Below are 18,278 nucleotides of genomic sequence, written 5' to 3'. Positions count from 1 at the left end.
TGTCCGGCGCCGCTGGCGGGCTTTCCGGATCTGGACCAGCATTCCAGACAGCTGGAACCTGCTGCCCCGGACCGGCATCCTGAAACTTGCGCTTCAGTAACGCCGTAAAAATTTGAACGCAATCTCAATGATTTGGAGGGATTCTAAGAAGCGGACGCCGCGGGCGTCCCGCCGGACGCCGCCGCCAGGCTGCTCCAGGGCGTCTGATCGAAAATATTTACATGGCGACAATCGTTTATTCTGCGCCATCCCGGATGGCGCCGGCCGGAGCATCATGCAACGGGCGCAATGGGCGCCTGTTAATTGTCGCGTGAAAATGATGACGCCATTGGCCCGCAGCCCCCGGCGTCCTGGCCGCCGCACGCGCGCCCAAAGGGCCATGCGCCAATGCCCTCAAACCCGCGCGCGCCTTTCAGGCGACGCGCGCATCCAGCAGCCCCCGACGGGGCGCCGCTCAGCTGAACCCGGCGACCTGATGGGGAACGTAAGGCGCCTCAAGGGCCGCGATCTCGCCGTCGTCGAGCACAAGGTCAACGGCCGCGAACGCGTCGTCCAGATGTTGCGGCTTGCTGGCGCCGACGATCGGCGTCGTCACGCCGTCCTTTTGCAGCAGCCACGCCATGGCGACCTGGGCGCGCGACACGCCGCGCGTCGCGGCGATGCGGGCGACCTCCGCCACGATTTGCCGGTCGCTGTCCTCGCTGGAGCGATATAAAGTGCCGCCGAACACGTCGGTTTCCTGACGCTGGCTGGTTTCGTCCCAGTCACGGGTGAGGCGGCCGCGCGCCAGCGGGCTCCATGGCATCACGGCGACGCCCTGATCACGGCATAGGGGCAGCATCTCGCGCTCCTCCTCCCGCATCAGCAGGTTGAGGTGGTTTTGCATTGAGACGAATTCCGTCCATCCGTTGAGGCGGGAGGTGTAAAGCGCCTTGGAGAATTGCCAGGCGAACATGGAGGAGGCGCCGATGTAGAGGGCCTTGCCGGCTTTCACCACATCGTGCAGCGCCTCGAGCGTCTCCTCCACCGGCGTGTCATAGTCCCAGCGATGGATCTGGTAGAGGTCCACGTATTCCACGCCGAGGCGTTTCAGGCTGGCGTCGATTTCCTGCATGATCGCCTTGCGCGACAGCCCGGCGCCGTTCGGCCCGCGGCGCGTGCGCATGAAGACTTTGGTGGCGATGACGGTTTCCTCGCGACGCGTGAAATCCTTCAGCGCCCGGCCGACGATTTCTTCCGACGTGCCGTCGGAGTAGGCGTTCGCCGTATCGAAGAAATTGACGCCTTTCTCCACCGCCTGGCGGATGAGCGGCCGGCTGGCCTCTTCGTTCAGCGTCCAGGGGTGCGCGCCGCGCTCCGGAACGCCGTAGGTCATGCAGCCAAGGCAGATGCGGGAAACGTCGAGGCCGGTCCGGCCGAATTTCACATATTTCACGAGCTGTACCTTTCGCTGCGGGTATGTGCTGCTGTGGGCGCGGTCAACGCGACGGACGCCATCTCGCGCAAAGCGTCGCGCGAAGTGGCCGTGGAAGGCGTCTCACAAGACGTCGCACAAGGTCCCCGGCCTGGCGGCATGGGCAAAATCCGGGACGCGCCGGCCGCGGTCATGTCCCGAGGCTCAATGCGCGCCGGCATGGCCCGGCAACAGCCGCGCCTCCCGAAAAGCGGTGAACCATTTCCTGAACATGGCTTCCGTATCCATGACCATGGAGAAGCCCGCCTCGTGCCTGCGGATGTCGGAAATGATCGAGACTTTGGGGCCGCCGCTGGCGTTTCGCGCCAGCAGGTAATCCATATACTGGGCGGAGGCGCCGACAAAGGCCGGCAGCTCGGGCGCGGCAAGGCCGTGCCGGCGGCACAGGGCGGCCCATTCCGCGCCGCTTCGCGCCAGATCATCGGCCAGGGAGGCGGGGCGGCGTTCGCCAGGACGCATGCCAAGGGCGTCAGCGATCGTTGGCCAGACATTGGCCCACACGAAGACATCGCCATTGGTGATGTTGAAAATGCGGTCGCGCGCCGTTTCAGCCTCACCGCCCCAGGCGATTGCCTGCGCCAGCAGGTCCGCATCCACCGCCTGCAGCACATTGCCGGTCTCGCCGCCGGGAAAATACAGCGGCTCGCCTTTCTCATGCAGCAGCGCCGCCCAGGCGCCGATGGCGGTGATGGGGTTCATGGCGCTGCCGAACGACAGGCCGAAGATGATCTGCGGACGCCAGATCGTCCAGCTCCAGGCCTTGCCGCGTCGCGCCGCCTTGAGCCAGTTCTCCTGCTCCCAGTAGAAATTCGGGATATCATGCGCCTCGTCGCGATCTTCACGCGGCGGCAGCGCCATGCGGCGCGCGTGGGCGCCATAGGCCTTGGCGCCCTGCAACAGGGTGACGTGGCGCAAGCCGCCGGCATGGGCGAGCAGCGGCTCCATCAGATTGCTGAACATGCGGGCGTTGACGGCGATCTGTTCCGGGTCCCGCCAGCCGTCGATCAGCTCCGGCTTTTCGTAGAGCGCCGCATAGACCACATGGGTCACATCGCCCAGGCTTGCGGCCGCGTCCGCGCAGGCGCCCTGATTGTCGAGGTCAAGGCTGAGGAAGCGGACGCCTCCATCCTGAAGCGGGCGCCGTCGCGACAGCGCTGTGACGCGCACGCCCGCCATGCCCTGGAAATGGCGCAACGCCGCCTGGCCAACGAGGCCCGAGGCCCCCGCCACAAGCACATGCCTGTTCATTCTCCCGTCCTCCCACACCCGCCGTCTTGTGTGGCGGCGGGTTCCGAGCCCGGGCATCCTGCCGCCGAAACGGGCGCTGGTCGAGGACAAATCCCTCAGTCGCCGGGCGGCTGGGCCTTGTCGTCCGGCCGGGCCAGCAATCCCTCGAACAGCATGGAGACGATGGTGTCGCTGTATATGGCGACCTGATTGGGCATATGAGGATCTTCGCCATGCATCGCCATCGTCACCGCCCCGATGCTGAAGGTCATCGAGGCGGCGGAGGTGATGATGCTGGACGTCTGATGGGGCGGCAGACGCCGGATAAGCCCCTGGGCCATGGCGTCGGCGATCGCCGCGTCAAAGGCGGCGATGCCTGGCTGCACGAACTTCTCCATCAACCAGTCGAACCGCTGCGTCCGGCCCATGGCCTCATGGGTCACGATGCGGATGTAATGCGGCTCAGCGGCGTTGGCCTCGACAAGGCGGCGGATCAGCAGTTTCAGGCGCGCGACGGGGTCAAGCCCATCGGTTTCCATGCGCCTGACGGGGAAAAACCGTCCGCGACGGCGCATCAGCCGGTCGATCGATTCGCGCCACAACTGCTCCTTGGAGCCGAAGTGGTAGTGAACCATCGATTGCGACAGGCCCGCGGCCCGCGCGACCGCCGCTGTGCTCACCGGTTCGTAACCCCAGTCAGCGAACAGGTCGATGGCGACGTCGAGCAACTTCTCCCGCGATGAATCTTCCCCGTCGCCGCCTTTCCGCGGAGGGCGGCCCGGACGTCGGGCGCGCGGGGGGCGGGAAAGTTCGGGTGGGGAACTCGCGGGTCTGGTCGCGGCTTCCATGGCGCCATTGTCGCTGGCGCCGCTGTCTGGACCAGGGGCGGGGGGCGTGGCGGCGTCCGCCCGCCTGTCGATGGGGTCACGTCCCGCGGCCATGGCGATGCTCCCGTACTGATCCCCGGATGGAAGGCGGAGGCGCCGCCCACGCGGAAATGGCGCGCGCCCGCGGAGGCGGAGCGTCTGGGGCGCAGCGAGTTTGTCGTTTCATTGGCCGGAAGTATTCGCGTGATGGTTGCAGGGCTGTCGGCCCTGCATGGCATCTGCTTCCGGGAAGTTCAAACGCTCAAGCCGCGCAGGAATCGGAAAAAACCGCTGCCGTGATCCGGAATCCCCGCTCGGCGCGGGGCCCGCGCGTCAACCGGGCGACGGCCAGGCCCATGCCCGACGCAATTGATGCGTGCATGGCCAATGCCCACACAATTTAATATGCCAACGACTTGATGTAAATAAATTGGTTATGCTAACAATTACGAAAGGGCGGCCGCATGACGGCGCCAACGATATAACATGAAGGGAGGGCCGGATGACCGGTCAGGGCAAGGCGGCCGCGAGCGGCCTCACGATGCGGCGCGTGCTGATGGCCGCGGCGTGGAGCGCCATGACCGGCGCCATGTTTGCCGCTGGCGGCGCCCAGGCGGCCAGTGACGCGGTGACCATCGGCGTCCTCACCGACAAGAACTCCATCTACGCCGAATTTGGCGGCGAGGGTTCGGTGGTGGCGGCGAAGCTGGCCATCGAGGACCATGGCGGCAAGGCCCTGGGCAAGCCGGTGACGCTGGTTTCCGCCGACCATCAGAACAAGGCCGACGTCGGTCTCGCCGCCGTGCGCAAATGGTATGACGTCGATGGCGTCAACGCCGTGTTTGACGTGCTGAACTCCGGCATGGCGCTGCCGATCCAGCTGCTGGCGGCCGAGAAGGACCGGCTGGTGTTCGTCTCCGGCGCCAACAACCGCGATCTTAACGGCAAATCCTGCTCGCCTCACGGCTACACCTGGGGCTACGACAGTTACTCATTGTCCAAGGCGGTGGTTTCCGGCCTGATGAAGCAATATGGCGACAAGGCCAGAAAGTGGTTCTTCATCACCCTGGACTACGCCGCCGGCCACAATATCGAGATCGATTCCTCCGATGTGGTGAAGGCCAATGGCGGCGAAGTCGTCGGCTCCGCCCGCTATTCGCTGGGCACGAATGATTTCGCCTCGATCCTGCTCAAGGCCCAGGCGTCCGGCGCCGATGTCATCGGGCTCGCCACCGGCGGCCGCGATCTGCAGAATATCATCAAGCAGGCGCGCGAGTTCGGCCTGCAGCAGAAGATCGCCACCATCTTCATGACCACCACCGACATCCAGGGCCTGGGCCTGGAGATGGCGAAGGGTCTGCCGATGACGGTGGACTATTACTGGGATCGCGACGACGGCAGCCGGCATTTCGCCGAGAGGTTCCGCAAGATCCACGGCAAGGTCCCCACCAACACGCAGGCGTCGGTCTATTCGGCGGTGAACCACTATCTGAAGGCCGTCGACAAGGCGGGGACCACCGAGACCAAAAAGGTCATCCCCGTGCTCAACGAGATGCTGGTCAACGACGCTTTCACCAAAGACGGCAAAATCCGCGCCGACGGCCGCATGATGCGGGACATGTATTACGCGGTCATCAAGACGCCGCAGGAATCGAAGGCCGCGGACGATTTCGCCAAAATCGTCACCGTCATTCCGGCCGACCAGGCGTTCCGGCCAGCGTCGCAGAGCGAGTGCCCGGCCCTCCAGGCAAAACCCGCGTCGCAGACCAGATAAAGCCTCTCGCGCCCGCCATGCGCCCTGGCGGGCGGCCTCCAGAACCTGTGAAAGACCTGTCCTTGTTCCGCAAGCTCCTGATCGCCAATCGCGGCGAGATCGCCATCCGCATTGCCCGCGCCTGCGCCGAAGCCGGCGTGGTTTCCATGGCCGTCGCCCCCCTGGATGACGCCAGCGCGCTGCATATGGCGAAGGCGGATGCGGCGGCCACGCTGCCGGGCGAGGGCGCCGCCGCCTACCTCGACGGCGCCGCCATCGTTCGCGCGGCGTTGGAAAACGGCTGCGACGCGGTTCATCCCGGCTACGGTTTCCTCAGTGAGAACGCGGACTTTGCCCGCCAGTGCGCCGCCGCCGGCCTCACCTTCATCGGGCCGCGGCCAGAGGCGCTGGAGCTGTTCGGCGACAAGGCCCGCGCTGTCGCCCTGGCGCGCGAAGCCGGCGCGCCCGTGGCCCGCAACACCAACGGTCCAGCCAGTCTGGCGCAGGTCGAGGCCTTCATGGAAAGCCTGGGGCCGGATGCGGCCGGCGTCATGCTCAAGGCCGTCTCCGGCGGCGGCGGCCGGGGCATGCGGATCGTTCGCGACGTCGCCGGACTTGCTGAGGCGTATGACCGTTGCGCCTCCGAGGCGCGCGCCGCTTTTGGCGGCGCCGACATCTACGCCGAGGAGCTGATTGGCCGCGCCCGCCACATCGAGGTGCAGGTGATCGGCGATCGCACCGGCGCCGTCTCGCATCTGTGGGAGCGGGAATGCTCGGTGCAGCGCCGCCACCAGAAGCTGGTCGAGATCGCCCCCAGCCCGTGGCTGGAAAACGACCTGCGCCAGCGCCTGTGCGAGGAGGCCACGCGCATCGCCGCGGCGGCGCGCTATGACGCGGTCGGCACCGTCGAATTTCTGGTGGAGACCGACGCCCAGGGAGGCGCTTCTGGCCGCTACGTCTTCATCGAAATGAACCCCCGGCTTCAGGTGGAGCACACCGTCACCGAAGAGGTGACCGGCGTCGACCTGGTGCAGACCCAGCTTGCCCTGGCCGCCGGCCGCACGCTGGAGGAGCTGGGACTGACCACGCCGCCGCCGGTGCGCGGCCACGCCATCCAGCTGCGCGTCAACATGGAGACGCTGACCGAAGACGGCGGGGCACTGCCGTCCGGCGGCGTGCTCAGCGTGTTCGAGCCGCCAGCCGGCGCCGGCGTCCGCGTCGAGAGCTTTGGCTACCGGGGTTATGAAACCCATTCCGGCTTCGACGCCTTGCTGGCCAAGCTGGTGGTGCACGCGCCTTCCCGCGATTTCAGCCAGACCCTGGCGCGGGCGCGCCGGGCGCTGGGCGAGTTCGGCGTCGATGGCGTCGCCACCACGATTCCGGCGCTTCAGGCCATTCTGGCCCATCCTGAATTCATCGCCGGCCAGGCTGACACCGGCTTCATCGGCCGCGCCGCGCCGCAACTGGTGGCCGCCGCCAGCCATCAGAAGTCATGGCTCGCGCCGCGCGTCGATGCGGGCGACAGCGCCGTGACGGATGTCGCCGCCGGCGATCTGGAAGACGCGACAGCGCTGCGCGCGCCCATGCGCGGCCGCCTGGTTGCGGTGAAGGTGGCGGCGGGCGACAGCGTCGCCGCCGGGCAGGCCGTGGCCATCGTCGAAGCCATGAAGATGGAGCACGTTGTCACCGCCGTCACGGCGGGGCAGGTGACGCGCGTCGACGCAGCTCCCGGCGAAACCCTGCGCGCCGATGCGCCAATCCTCTGGATCATTGGCGCCGATGGGCCGGTGGTCGAAGTGGAGCAGGAGCCGGAGCACGACCCCGAGGCGCTGGCCCACCGCGACGTCATCGAACGCGCCCGCGCCGAGGCCATGGACGCGGCGCGGCCCGACGCCGTGGCCCGTCTGCGCCAGCGCGACCGGCTAACGGCGCGCGAGCGCATCGAGCTGCTGGCGGATCCGGACAGTTTTGTCGAGATCGGCGGGCTGGTCGCCCATGAGGGGCTGGAGGAAACCGCTCCGGCCGAAGGCGTGGTGGTCGGTTCGGCGCGCATCGACGGGCGGCCGGTGATGGTCGTTTCCCAGGACTTCAGCGTCTTTGGCGGCAGCGTCGGCCATCTCGGCATCGAGAAGATGGACCGGGCCATCGCCATTGCCCTGAAGAGCGGCGTGCCGCTGGCCATGCTGCTCGACGGCGGCGGCCACCGCATCCAGGATGGCCAGAACTCCCGCTATTATGCGGCCGGCGCCACGTCGTTCCACGACCTCACCCGGCTCAACGGCTGGGTTCCGGTGGTGGGGGCCATCCTCGGCGCCGGCTTCGCCGCCAACACCAATTACACCGGCCTCGCTGATTTCGTCGTCATGGTGCGGGGCAAGTCCGCCATGGGCCTCGCCGGGCCGGCGCTGGTGAAGGCCGGCACGGGCGAGGACATCGGCATCGAGGCGCTGGGCGGCGCCGACTCCCAGGTTGGGCGTTACGGCCTCGCAGATCTGGCCGTCGCCACGGAAGAGGAGGCGATCGCCGCCCTGCGCCGGCATCTCTCTTATATGCCCACCAACGCCCGGGCGCCGCTGCCGGTGGTTCCGTCCAGCCTCAGCGCCGCCGAGGAAACGGAGCGCGCCGCGCCGCTGGCGGCCATGGTGCCGGCCAACACCCGCAAGGCCTATGACGTGCGCCATGTCATCGGCCGCATCGCCGACGCCGGCAGCGTCACGGAGTTCAAGCCGGCGTTCGCACGCAATGTGGTGACGGCGCTGGCGCGCATGGACGGGCGCCCGGTTGGCTTCATCGCCAACCAGGCCCTGACGCTCGGCGGCATGCTGGATTCGCCGGCCTGCGAGAAGGCCGCCCGTTTCATCGCCATGTGCGACGCCTTCGGCCTGCCGCTGATCTATCTGATCGACGTGCCCGGCTTCGCCATCGGCTCCGACGCCGAGCGCACCCAGCTTGGCCGGCGCAGCGCCAAGCTGATCGCCGAGCTGGGGCTGGCGACGGTGCCGCGCATCTCCGTGGTGCTGCGCAAGGGCTATGGGCTTGGCTATGTGGCGATGGCTGGCGGTCGCAGCTTTGACGCAGATCTCGCCGTCGCCTGGCCGAGCGCCGAGATCTGCGCCATGTCGATCGAAGGCGCCGTTGACGTGGCCTTCCGCAAGGAATACGCGGCCGCCGCCGATCCACAGGCCCGTCGCCAGCAACTGATCGACGACATGCGCGCCCATGTGACGCCGCTCGAAGCCGCCCGTGGTTTCGGCGTTGACGACGTCATCGATCCGCGCACCACCCGCTTCCGCATTATCGAGACGCTGCAGCGCACGCCCGCCCGCCGGGACAATCATGCGCCGCCGCGTTTCCGCACCATTCCACCGGTCTAATCCCTCAGGCTGGCGGAACGCGCAGCGCGCCAGTCCCCTCACTGGCGCGCTGCGCACCAGAAACCAGAAGCCCAGACCAAAGAAGCAATCACACCAGGCTTGCCTGCTTCAGGGAGACGTTCATGCCCAACCACACCGACCATGGCGTGACGCCGCGCGAATCCTGTGTGCTGCGCTATTTGCTGGACGCCCGCGCTGCGGCGTTTCCCGACAGGACCTACGTGGTCTTCGAAGACGGCGCCGGCTGGACCTATGCGGAGTTCCGCCAGCGGGTGCGCGCCGCCGCCGGCGGGCTGGAAAAGCTCGGCGTGAAGCGCGGCGACCATGTCATGGTCTGGCTGCCGAACGGACCGGAAATCCTCACCGTCTGGTTCGCCGTCAACTATCTCGGCGCGGTTTATGTGCCCTTCAACACCGCCTATCGCGGCGGCGTTCTTGAGCATGTGCTGAAGCTCTCCGACGCCCACATCGGCGTTGTGCATGGCGATCTGCTGCACCGCCTCGGCGACGTGGACCTGGCCGACCTGAGCGACGTGGTGGTGATCCACGACCGCGACGTGGTGGTGGAAGGGCTGACGCTGCATCCTGCCCGCGTGCTGGAGCAGGGCGCGGGAGACGTCAGCGACCTGGCCCAGCCGATCGAGCCCTGGGACACGCACGCCATCATCTTCACCTCCGGCACCACCGGGCCGTCCAAGGGCGTGCTGCAATCCTACATGCAACTGATGAGCTTCGGCGAAGGCTTCCCGCTCGCCACGGCCGATGACCGGCACATGGTGACCCTGCCGCTGTTTCACGCCGGCGGCACCATCCCGGTCTATTTCATGCTCGGCAAGGGCGGCTCCATCACCCTGGTCGAATCGTTCTCCACGGACCGGTTCTGGGAAACGGTGCATCGCACGCAGACCACCACGGTCATCCTGCTCGGGGTCATGGGCGGCTTCCTGATGAAGCAGCCCGATCCGCCGGCCGGCTACGCCGACAGCCTGAAATGGGTGACGGCGGTGCCGCTCGACGCCGACGCCATCGCTTTCGGCAAGCGCTTCGACGTCGACATCATCACCGTGTTCAACATGACCGAGGTGTCGTGCCCGCTGGTGTCGGAGACCAATCCGGACCGCGTCGGCGCCTGCGGCCGGCCCCGCCCCGGCGTCGAATGCCGCATCGTCGACAGCCATGATTGCGAGGTGGCGCCCGGCGAGGTTGGCGAGCTGATCGTGCGCACCGACCGGCCCTGGGCGATGAACCATGGCTATTACAAGAACCCGGAGGCCACCGCCGCCGCCTGGCGCAACGGCTGGTTCCATACCGGAGATGGCTTCCGGCGCGATGCGGAGGGGTATTTCTATTTCGTCGATCGCATGAAGGACGCCATCCGCAGGCGCGGCGAGAACATCTCATCCTTCGAGGTGGAGGCGGAAGTCATCAGCCATCCGGCCGTGCGCGAGGCGGCGGCGGTGGCGGTGAAAAGCGAGATTTCCGAGGACGAGGTGCTTGTCGCCGTGTCGCTGGCCCCCGGCGCCTCCCTCGATCCGGCTGAACTGATCGACTTCCTCGTTCCGCGCATGGCGCATTTCATGATCCCGCGCTACGTCCGCATCCTGCCTGATTTGCCAAAGACCCCGACGGCAAAGGTGCAGAAGCATGTCATCCGCGACGAAGGCGTCGCCGCCGACGTGTGGGACCGGGAGGCGGCGGGGATCCGCATCCGGCGTGAACGGCTCGGCGGGGCCTGAGTTTTTCGGGCCACGGATGCGCAGGTCGCCGATGCATCAGCATCCTTGCGACCTGGCATGAGCCGCCTGCATTCCATTCCGCACCGTTTTCGCTCGCCCGGCCGCCAACGCGGTCGGGCGATTGGTTTTGGATGCCTTTCAAGCTGGCCCTCGCGGCGGCGGCGTGAAGCGATCCCGTGCAACGGCGGCTCGCCGCGCATAAAAAACGCATCCCTCGGAAATTGGTTGCCTTTACGTCATAATTTTCTGTATTATTATTTTAAATATCGAATTTTAATGTGAATTAAGCCGCGACGGCGCCAGCCAGCCTGAAAATTGTCGGGCGGACGTGAGAGCGGCAGGCGCGGGGACAGGACATCGGGCATGGTTGAAGCTGCCGTTACACGCGACATTCCGCGCCCGGCCCCGCGTGGGCCGGCGCCAAGGCTGGACGCTATCGACAGGCGCATTCTGCGTGCGCTGCAGCGTGATGCGTCGCTGACCATCGCCGAGATCGCCGATGAGGCTGGCCTGTCGCCGACGCCATGCTGGAAGCGCATCCAGCGCCTGGAGGCCGCGGGGATCATCCGCAAGCGCGTGGCGCTGCTCGATCACGAGATGCTGGGTTATGGCGTGACGGTGTTCGTCTCGATGCAGATCGGCGAGCATTCCGAGGCGGAGATCCGCCGGTTCGCCGAAGCCCTGCGGCAGATGCCGGAAGTCCTGGCGTTTTATCGCATGGCTGGCGACGTGGATTATCTGGCGGTCATCGTCGTGCGCGACATGGCCGAGTATGACGAGGTTTACCGCCGCATCATCGCCGCCGGCAATCTCAAGAATGTGGTGTCGCGCTTCGCCCTTGAACGGCTGAAGTCGGAAACGGCGATTCCGGTGATCCAGCCCTAGCGGTCCGTTTCCAGACCGGCCCCGTTCATCGGACTGTTGTCTGGAACTGCGGGAGATGGCTCAAGCTGTCGACGCCTGGCCAATGCTCTTGCGCCAGGCCCGGGGGCTCATGCCGCAGGTCCGGCGGAAGCTGTGGTTGAACGCCGAGGTTTCCGTATAGCCAAGGCGCCAGGCGATCTCCGCCACCGGAAGGCTGGTTTCGCGCAGTAACCGCCGCGCGCCATTAATGCGCTCCTGGGCCTGCAACTGGCGATAGCTGACGCCGGCCTCGGTCAGTCTCCGTTGCAGCGTGCGCGCGCTCATGCCGAGCCGGGTCGCCGCGTCGGGCAGGCTCAGGCCCGGCTCGCCCGACTGCAGCAATCTGGATATGCGCGCCGCCAGGTCGTTGTCCTCATTCGTCGCCAGGGCGCGCTGCAGCAACTGGTCGGCCTGGCGCAACGACAGTTCATGAGAGCGCCGGTCCGCCGCCGGCAGCTTCTGGTCGAGCAATTCCGCCGGCCATGTCCAGGTCGAGCCCGGTTCGCCCACGCTCACCACCATTGCGTCCGGCTTCCGCACCTGGGTGAAGATCCGGTCGCGCGCTGTCAGTTCGATACCGAGAAATGGAAAGCGCCCGCCCCAGATCATGTTGAGCAGGTCCGTGGTGGCGGGGGCGTCGCGCAACGCCGTGAATTCGCGCAAATGCGGCGGCGTCTGGTCCAGCCGCATCCGCAGCGTGCAGACGCCATTTTCAATCCGGAGATCGTAGAGCGCCAGCGAATGGTGCAGCCACGCCAGCCGCCCCGCCGTTTCCATGGCGGAGCGCAGCGTCCGCGACGTCATTACCGCCACTCCGAACAGGCCCAGCATCAGAAAGCGGGAGCGCAATCCCAATTCCAGCCACACGTGCCGGCGGCCATCGGTGAGTTCGACAAACTTCTCCTGAAACGCCAGTTCGGCGGCGCCATTGACCGTCGCCAGCGGATTGCTGGCCTGATCGGCCGTCACGCCAGCGGCGGCGAAAGCTGGGGCAGGGTCGATGTCGTTCTCGCGCAGCAACTCCGCCATCACCGCCATATTCTGGGGCGATACCGGAACCTTGCGGTAAAGTGACAGCAGCATCGCCCCGTTTTCTCCCGCGCGGTCAGCCTCTTTCCAGAGAAAATGCGCGCCGGTTGCTCCGGGAAAACCGCGCAAGATCAGTCTGGTAAGGCATTATCCGTTTCTGCGTCGCCGAATCCCGTCCTCTCGGGGCGATGGCGACAGATGTCGCCGCATGGTGTCGCAGCTGGCGCAAAAACACAAGTTTATGGCGTGTCTGCGCCTTGCGAATCCGGCCTCAAACTGGCGATCTGTCAGGCAGGACGCGCTGACGCTGACGTTGGGCGGCGGCTTCCGGTGGGCGCATAGACCGGAAGCCGGGGGAGGCCCAATTTTCTACGGTGGCGCGTCCAGCCGACCCTGGCCCAAATTAGCCATGGCCAGAGTCACGATTGCGGTCCGTGGGAGACTGGCCTGCGCCCCAGGGCGGCTGCCAGATCAGCTTTCGCCTGATGACTCTCGATGGACCGGGCGTCGCCCGCCAGATGGGCGCCGTTCGCGAGCGGAACCCGCTCCAGTATGATTTTGCGTGATGCGGACAGTACGTCACGCCAGGAGCATCGCATCATTCAGCCTGACTGACTGGATTTGTCCGGGCGTGTCGTCGCGCCCGGCCAGGTTCCGCGCGAAGACTCGCGCCCAGGTGGGCGGCCAGAGCAAAATCTGTTCAGCTGAACCGGGTTTTCGTTTTATCTATTTGAAGTAAAGCGTTTTCTTCACGCGATCCCACCTCAACGTCGCTGGAGAGCGTTCTGACGCCAGGGAGAGCAGCATGAACGGAGTGGATCAGGCGGAGATCGCTGCGGATTTCATCAACCGCTGGCGCGCATGGGCCGCGACCCACGACCCGGCCGGCGCGGCGGCGATGTTCGCCGACAACCCAACGCTGATGTCGCCGGCGTTCTACAGCCCGAAGCAGTCAAAGGACTACGCCGTGGCGGTTGTCTGCAACGCCTTGGCTGTCTTCGAGAATTTTCGTTACGTCAGCGAGTGGATCAACGGCGATGGCGTGATCCTCGGCTTCGAGGCCAATGTCGGGTCGCACCAGCTACGCGGCGTCGACAGGTTCCGCCTCGACGATCAGGGCCGCGTTACTGAACTTGAAGTGATGATCCGGCCGCTGAACGCCCTGGCCGAGGTCGCGGAGCGCATGAAGGCGCGGTTCGCCGCCTGAGCCTTTTCGGAAAATGCGGCGCCCCGCTTTTGTGAAGACAATGCGCGCGATCATGGAAACAGGGCGGGGCCTGAGGCCCCGTGCGGTTCGCCATGCCTGGCCATTGCGCCGCCTGGCGGCCGCAACAAAGAAACACCGTCGCCAAACCTGACTGTCGCGGAAGCCGGCGGCGGGGACGGGATGCAAACCAACGCTCAACTGGAGAGTCACATGTTCAGCAAGGATCTGCTCAGCGGCAAGCGCATTCTGGTTACTGGCGGCGGCACGGGCCTCGGCAAGGCCATGTCGGAAGGCTTCATGTCGCTCGGCGCGGACGTTGTCATCTGCGGCCGCCGCAAGGGCGTGCTCGATGATACGGCGAAGGAGCTGATGGACCGCTATCCGGGTCGCAAGGTCGACGCGTTCGGCGTCGATATCCGCGACTTCAACGCGGTCGACGCCATGGTGGAGGAGGTGTTCCAGAGCGGCGCGCCGCTCACCGGCCTGATCAACAACGCCGCCGGCAACTTCATCTCCCGCACCGAGGATCTGACGCCGGGCGGCTTCAACGCCATCGCCAACATCGTCATGCACGGCACGTTCTACGTCACGCACTCGGTCGGCAAGCGCTGGATCGAAAAGCAATTGCCGGGCTCGGTGATTTCCATCCTCGCCACCTGGGTGCGCAATGGCGGCCCGTATGTGGTGCCGTCGGCCATGAGCAAGGCCGCCGTCAACGTCATGACCATGTCGCTGGCCGCCGAATGGGGCCACTACGGCATCCGCCTCAACTCCATCGCCCCGGGCGAAATTCCGACCGAAGGCATGAACGCCCGCCTCAGCCCCGGCCAGAAGCCTGGCGAGCGCGCCGCGAAGGCCAATCCGATGGGCCGCCACGGCACATTTGCTGATCTGCAGAACCTTGCGTCGTTCCTGCAGTCGGACGGCTCCACCTGGATCAACGGCGAAACCATCGCTCTCGACGGCGCCCAGGGCCTGGCGACCGGCGGCAATTTTTACAGCGTCATGCGGGACTGGAGCGACGCTGACTGGCAGAAGGCCCGCGACCTGATCAAGGGGCAGAACGACAAGGACCGCTCACAGCGCACCAGCTGACCGGTATTGTTTCAGCATCCAGACGTCCGTCAGCGCGATTGGCGGGCGTCTGGATTTGATCTGACAGGACGGAGCCGCAATCTGCGTGCGTCGGAATGGCGCCATGCGTGGATAAAGCTGGCGCCTGAACGCGTTTTTACGTATATGCGGGCCTCTGCGCGCCCTGCGGCGGGCTCCGGCGTCGGGTGCGTTGGACGTCCCGCCAGTTCTGCCGGGCGCAAGACTGGCGATACAGGCCTCACGGTCCTGCCGTGAACGCTGCGGAAGGTTAGCTATGATCCAGGTTGTCAGGGCCAAGCTGCATGGAATTCGCGTGACCGGCGCGGATCTTGACTATCACGGCTCCATTACCCTCGATCCCGACCAGTGCACCCAGGCAGGCATCCGCCCGCTGGAGTACGTTGACATCTTCAACAAGGCCAACGGCGCGCGCTTTTACACCTATGTGATCTTCGGCGAGCCGGGCAAGGGTGAGTGCGTGCTGAACGGCGCCGCCGCCCGCAATTGCCAGAAGGGCGACCAGCTCATTATCTGCGCGTCGGCTTTCGTGCAGGAAACCGAGCTGTACTCCATGCGCCCGAAGGTGCTGACCTACGGCGCCGGCAACAAGGTTGAAGACATCATCCATTACGAGGTCTTCGAGGGGCCGGAGCGCCCGTTCGATTTCCGCATGGTCACCGAGCCGCAGGTCGATCCGGCCGAGCGTCGCGTCGGCGAGTTCAACGTGCGCGCCTTCACCGAGGACCTGCGCGCCCGTGGCCTCGACGACCACGCCATCGCCGACGTGCTGTCGCGCCACCTGAAGTCGGTCGCCTGACCGGCGACGGGCGGACTGGATGATTTGATGGCCGGGATTTCCCGGCCATTTGCTTTTGGCGACGACATTCGGCTGCCGGCGTCCGCGCGCCCTGAAGTTCCTCCAGGCGTCTGCCCGCCGGCGCCGCGTCATGTTACGGTCGTGGGGTCGCATCAGCATGATCGCCCCGTCGTTTCGTTCATGGGAGGTTGCGTGGCGCGCGTTCTGACTGCGGTTTTCCTGCTCCTGTGCCTGATTGCGCCGGCTGGCGCGGAGACGCCCATGGCGACAACGCCTGACGCCGGCAAGGCTGGCCTGGCCGGCCGGAAGCCTCTGGTCATCGCCCATCGCGGCGCCTCCGGCTATCTGCCTGACCACACCATCGCCGCATACCGGCGCGCCATCGACATGGGCGCCGATTTCATCGAGCCGGACGTGGTTTCGACGCGCGATGGCGTGCTCGTGGTGCGTCATGAGCCGATGCTGTCGCAGACGACCAATGTCGCCGACCTCCCTGAATTCGCCGCCCGGCGCCGCACCATGCTGCTCGACGGCGTCGCCGTCACCGACTGGTTCACCACCGATTTCACCCTGGCTGAGCTGAAAACCTTGCGCGCGCGCCAGCCCATGGCGTGGCGCGACCAGGGCCATAACGATCGCTACGGCGTCGCCACCCTGCAGGAAGTCATCGATCTCGCCAAAACCGAAAGCGCGAGGCTGGGACGGGGGATCGGCCGGGAGATTGGCATTGCGCCGGAAACCAAGCATCCCACCTGGCACGCGGCGCAGGGCCTGCCGCTGGAAGACAGGCTGGTCGCGACCCTTGACGCCGCCGGCTGGAAGGACCGCGCCGCGCCGGTGATCATCCAGAGCTTCGAGACCGGCAATCTGCGTTACCTGCGGCGCCGCACCGGCGTGCGCCTGTTGCAACTGGTGGATGGCGGCGGGCCTGACGCCGCCGGCGCCATGACCTTGGCGCCTGACAATATGCGCCCCTACGACTGGACCGTCACCGGGGACAGCCGCACGTGGGCGGACCTGCTGACGCCGGCTGGCCTGGCTGACGTGAAGACATGGGCCGACTATGTGGCGCCATGGAAGCTATGGCTGATCCCGACCCGCGCCGCGACGGTCGGGGACGGCGTCGCCCCGGACGCTGCGGGCGAGGGCGCGCGGCTCACCCTGCCGCCCACCGGCATTGTGCGGGACGCCCATGCGGTGGGGCTCGGCGTCGTCACATGGACCTTGCGTAGCGAGCCGCGTTTTCTGGCGGCCAGTTATGGCGGCGATCCGGCGAAGGAAGTCCAGGCGTTCATCGATCTGGGCGTCGACGGCCTGTTCAGCGACTTCCCCGATGTGGCGGTGACGGCGCGGGACGCCGCCCGGCGCTGAGCGCGCCGCCTGGACGCTTCCAGGCGGGGCGGACGTCGCCTTGTGCAAGAAGGACGCGCCAAACCCGGGGAAGGCGCATCAAACCCAGGAACGGGCAAGGGGATCGCGCAAAACTTCGTTCAGGATTGCCGGAATTTTGCGCCAGGCATCAGCCCAACACGGCGATAAAGCTCGAGATGACGGCGGCGTTCACCAGGTCGATGAAGAAGCCGGCGACAAGCGGGACGATGATGAACGCCCGGTGCGCCGCGCCATGCTGCTGCGCCACGGCGGTGATGTTCGCCACGGCCGTGGCGGTGGAGCCGAGGGTGATGCCGCCAAAACCGGCGCAGACGACGGCGGCCTCGTAGTCCGATCCCATGGCGCGGAACACCACGAACATCGTCCAGGCGATGGTGAGCAGGATCTGCAGCGTCAGCACCGTGAAAATGAAGACAAGCGCGCCAGACAGCTCCCACAATTGCAGGCCCATCAGCGCCATGGTCAGGAAAACCCCAAGGGCGATGTCCGAGACCAGCGCCATGCCCTGGCGCACGCCGGGCCACATCCGGGCGAGGTTGCGCTTCATGGTCAGGGGCGTGGCGTTGCGGACGATGATGCCGGCGAGCAGGCAGCCGACGAACGCCGGCAGCGTCACGCCGGTTTCCGCGATCAGGGCGTGCAGGCCCATGCCCAGCATGATCGTGAGGTTGATCACGAGCAGCGCCCAGACGACGCTGAAATAATCGAGCGGCGGGGTGGGCCCCCGGGATCGCGAGCCGATGTCGAGCTGGCGCGCCGCCGGGCCATGCAGGCCATGCCGTTTGATCAGCCACGTGGCCATGGGGCCGCCAATAACGCAGGCGGCGATCAGACCCACGGTGTTCGCCGCGATGCCCAGCTCCATGGCGTTGCTGACGCCGTGCTGATGCACGAAGACCGGCGACCAGGCCAGGGTGGTGCCGACGCCGCCGGTGAGCGATATGGACCCGACCATCAGGCCCGCCAGGGGATTGAAGCCGAAGGCCTCCGCCAGCACGACGCCCAGGCCGTTCTGCATCAGCATGAACAGGGTCGCCAGCGCCGTCAGGATCACCAGCGGTTTCCCGCCGCGCAGCAGGGTCCGCAGGTCGGAGCCGAGCCCGATGGAAGCGAAAAACACCAGCAGCAGAAAATCCCGCGCGCCAAGGGTGAAGGTGACCTTCCTGCCGCTGAAGACATAAATCAGCCCGACCACCGCCGCGCACAACACGCCGCCAACCACGGGCTCCGGGATGCTGTAACGCCGGAGCAGCGGCGCGTTCATGGTGATGACCTTGCCGCCAAGCAGCAGCGACATGGCGATGGTGAAGGACAGGAAAGCGTCGATCTGGAGCATCGGGACCCCGGGCGGATGGGAACGTCGCCAGCGCAACTGGGGGCGTCTTCTGGCGAAGCTGACGCCACG

General features: G+C 66.4%; 13 protein-coding genes. 8 read left to right on the top strand and 5 right to left on the bottom strand.

Annotation, left to right across the window (positions count from 1 at the left end):
- Positions 1-454 precede the first annotated feature (454 nt).
- The 3 genes from IE243_RS04740 to IE243_RS04730 form a co-directional block, all read right to left on the bottom strand.
- Positions 455-1,435: an aldo/keto reductase gene (locus tag IE243_RS04740; protein WP_191318194.1), complete on the bottom strand. Its 981-nt coding sequence runs from the start codon at positions 1,433-1,435 to the stop codon at positions 455-457.
- 183 nt (positions 1,436-1,618) lie between these two features.
- The gene (locus IE243_RS04735; protein WP_191318193.1) at positions 1,619-2,722 is read right to left on the bottom strand and encodes an NAD-dependent epimerase/dehydratase family protein; all 1,104 of its coding nucleotides are present in this window, start codon (positions 2,720-2,722) and stop codon (positions 1,619-1,621) included.
- Between the two features lie 95 nt (positions 2,723-2,817).
- Complete coding sequence (locus IE243_RS04730; RefSeq protein WP_191318192.1) at positions 2,818-3,642, bottom strand: TetR/AcrR family transcriptional regulator; 825 nt, start codon at positions 3,640-3,642, stop codon at positions 2,818-2,820.
- 427 nt (positions 3,643-4,069) lie between these two features.
- Here IE243_RS04730 and IE243_RS04725 point away from each other — a divergent pair, with 427 nt between their 5' ends.
- The 4 genes from IE243_RS04725 (at position 4,070) to IE243_RS04710 (ending at position 11,315) form a co-directional block, all read left to right on the top strand.
- A complete protein-coding gene (locus IE243_RS04725; protein WP_191318191.1) occupies positions 4,070-5,341 on the top strand; it encodes an ABC transporter substrate-binding protein in 1,272 nt (423 codons plus the stop codon).
- 62 nt (positions 5,342-5,403) lie between these two features.
- On the top strand, positions 5,404-8,694 hold the full coding sequence (locus IE243_RS04720) for a carboxyl transferase domain-containing protein (protein WP_191318190.1): 3,291 nt from the start codon (positions 5,404-5,406) through the stop codon (positions 8,692-8,694).
- 122 nt (positions 8,695-8,816) lie between these two features.
- Positions 8,817-10,430: an AMP-binding protein gene (locus tag IE243_RS04715; RefSeq protein ID WP_191318189.1), complete on the top strand. Its 1,614-nt coding sequence runs from the start codon at positions 8,817-8,819 to the stop codon at positions 10,428-10,430.
- 363 nt (positions 10,431-10,793) lie between these two features.
- Positions 10,794-11,315: an Lrp/AsnC family transcriptional regulator gene (locus IE243_RS04710; RefSeq protein ID WP_191318188.1), complete on the top strand. Its 522-nt coding sequence runs from the start codon at positions 10,794-10,796 to the stop codon at positions 11,313-11,315.
- Between the two features lie 60 nt (positions 11,316-11,375).
- Here the strand turns inward: IE243_RS04710 and IE243_RS04705 are convergent, their stop codons facing one another.
- Positions 11,376-12,416, bottom strand: coding sequence for an AraC family transcriptional regulator (locus tag IE243_RS04705; RefSeq protein ID WP_191318187.1), 1,041 nt, complete (start codon positions 12,414-12,416; stop codon positions 11,376-11,378).
- Positions 12,417-13,167: 751 nt separating this feature from the next.
- Here IE243_RS04705 and IE243_RS04700 point away from each other — a divergent pair.
- The 4 genes from IE243_RS04700 to IE243_RS04685 all read left to right on the top strand — a co-directional run bounded on the left by IE243_RS04700 (position 13,168) and on the right by IE243_RS04685 (position 16,852).
- Positions 13,168-13,569 (top strand): nuclear transport factor 2 family protein, encoded by a 402-nt coding sequence (locus IE243_RS04700; RefSeq protein WP_191318186.1) that lies wholly within the window; start codon positions 13,168-13,170, stop codon positions 13,567-13,569.
- A gap of 210 nt (positions 13,570-13,779) precedes the next feature.
- Positions 13,780-14,664, top strand: a complete 885-nt coding sequence (locus tag IE243_RS04695) for an SDR family oxidoreductase (RefSeq protein ID WP_191318185.1) — start codon at positions 13,780-13,782, stop codon at positions 14,662-14,664.
- 274 nt (positions 14,665-14,938) lie between these two features.
- A complete protein-coding gene (locus tag IE243_RS04690; RefSeq protein ID WP_191318184.1) occupies positions 14,939-15,481 on the top strand; it encodes an aspartate 1-decarboxylase in 543 nt (180 codons plus the stop codon).
- A gap of 261 nt (positions 15,482-15,742) precedes the next feature.
- Complete coding sequence (locus IE243_RS04685) at positions 15,743-16,852, top strand: glycerophosphodiester phosphodiesterase (protein ID WP_191318183.1); 1,110 nt, start codon at positions 15,743-15,745, stop codon at positions 16,850-16,852.
- A 148-nt stretch (positions 16,853-17,000) separates the two neighbouring features.
- Here the strand turns inward: IE243_RS04685 and gltS are convergent, their stop codons facing one another.
- Positions 17,001-18,209 (bottom strand): sodium/glutamate symporter, encoded by a 1,209-nt coding sequence (gene gltS, locus IE243_RS04680; RefSeq protein WP_191318182.1) that lies wholly within the window; start codon positions 18,207-18,209, stop codon positions 17,001-17,003.
- Positions 18,210-18,278 lie beyond the last annotated feature (69 nt).

It is taken from the genome of Camelimonas fluminis (assembly GCF_014656355.1).
Lineage (GTDB): Bacteria > Pseudomonadota > Alphaproteobacteria > Rhizobiales > Beijerinckiaceae > Camelimonas > Camelimonas fluminis.
This window is presented reverse-complemented; position numbering and strand designations above follow the sequence as displayed.

Coding starts and splice junctions, on each gene's coding strand:
- IE243_RS04730 (WP_191318192.1), bottom strand. CDS start 3,642: ATGGCCGCGGGACGTGACCCCATCGACAGGCGGGCGGACGCCGCCACG.
- IE243_RS04695 (WP_191318185.1), top strand. CDS start 13,780: ATGTTCAGCAAGGATCTGCTCAGCGGCAAGCGCATTCTGGTTACTGGC.
- IE243_RS04725 (WP_191318191.1), top strand. CDS start 4,070: ATGACCGGTCAGGGCAAGGCGGCCGCGAGCGGCCTCACGATGCGGCGC.
- IE243_RS04700 (WP_191318186.1), top strand. CDS start 13,168: ATGAACGGAGTGGATCAGGCGGAGATCGCTGCGGATTTCATCAACCGC.
- IE243_RS04735 (WP_191318193.1), bottom strand. CDS start 2,722: ATGAACAGGCATGTGCTTGTGGCGGGGGCCTCGGGCCTCGTTGGCCAG.
- IE243_RS04715 (WP_191318189.1), top strand. CDS start 8,817: ATGCCCAACCACACCGACCATGGCGTGACGCCGCGCGAATCCTGTGTG.
- gltS (WP_191318182.1), bottom strand. CDS start 18,209: ATGCTCCAGATCGACGCTTTCCTGTCCTTCACCATCGCCATGTCGCTG.
- IE243_RS04705 (WP_191318187.1), bottom strand. CDS start 12,416: ATGCTGCTGTCACTTTACCGCAAGGTTCCGGTATCGCCCCAGAATATG.
- IE243_RS04685 (WP_191318183.1), top strand. CDS start 15,743: ATGGCGACAACGCCTGACGCCGGCAAGGCTGGCCTGGCCGGCCGGAAG.
- IE243_RS04710 (WP_191318188.1), top strand. CDS start 10,794: ATGGTTGAAGCTGCCGTTACACGCGACATTCCGCGCCCGGCCCCGCGT.
- IE243_RS04690 (WP_191318184.1), top strand. CDS start 14,939: ATGATCCAGGTTGTCAGGGCCAAGCTGCATGGAATTCGCGTGACCGGC.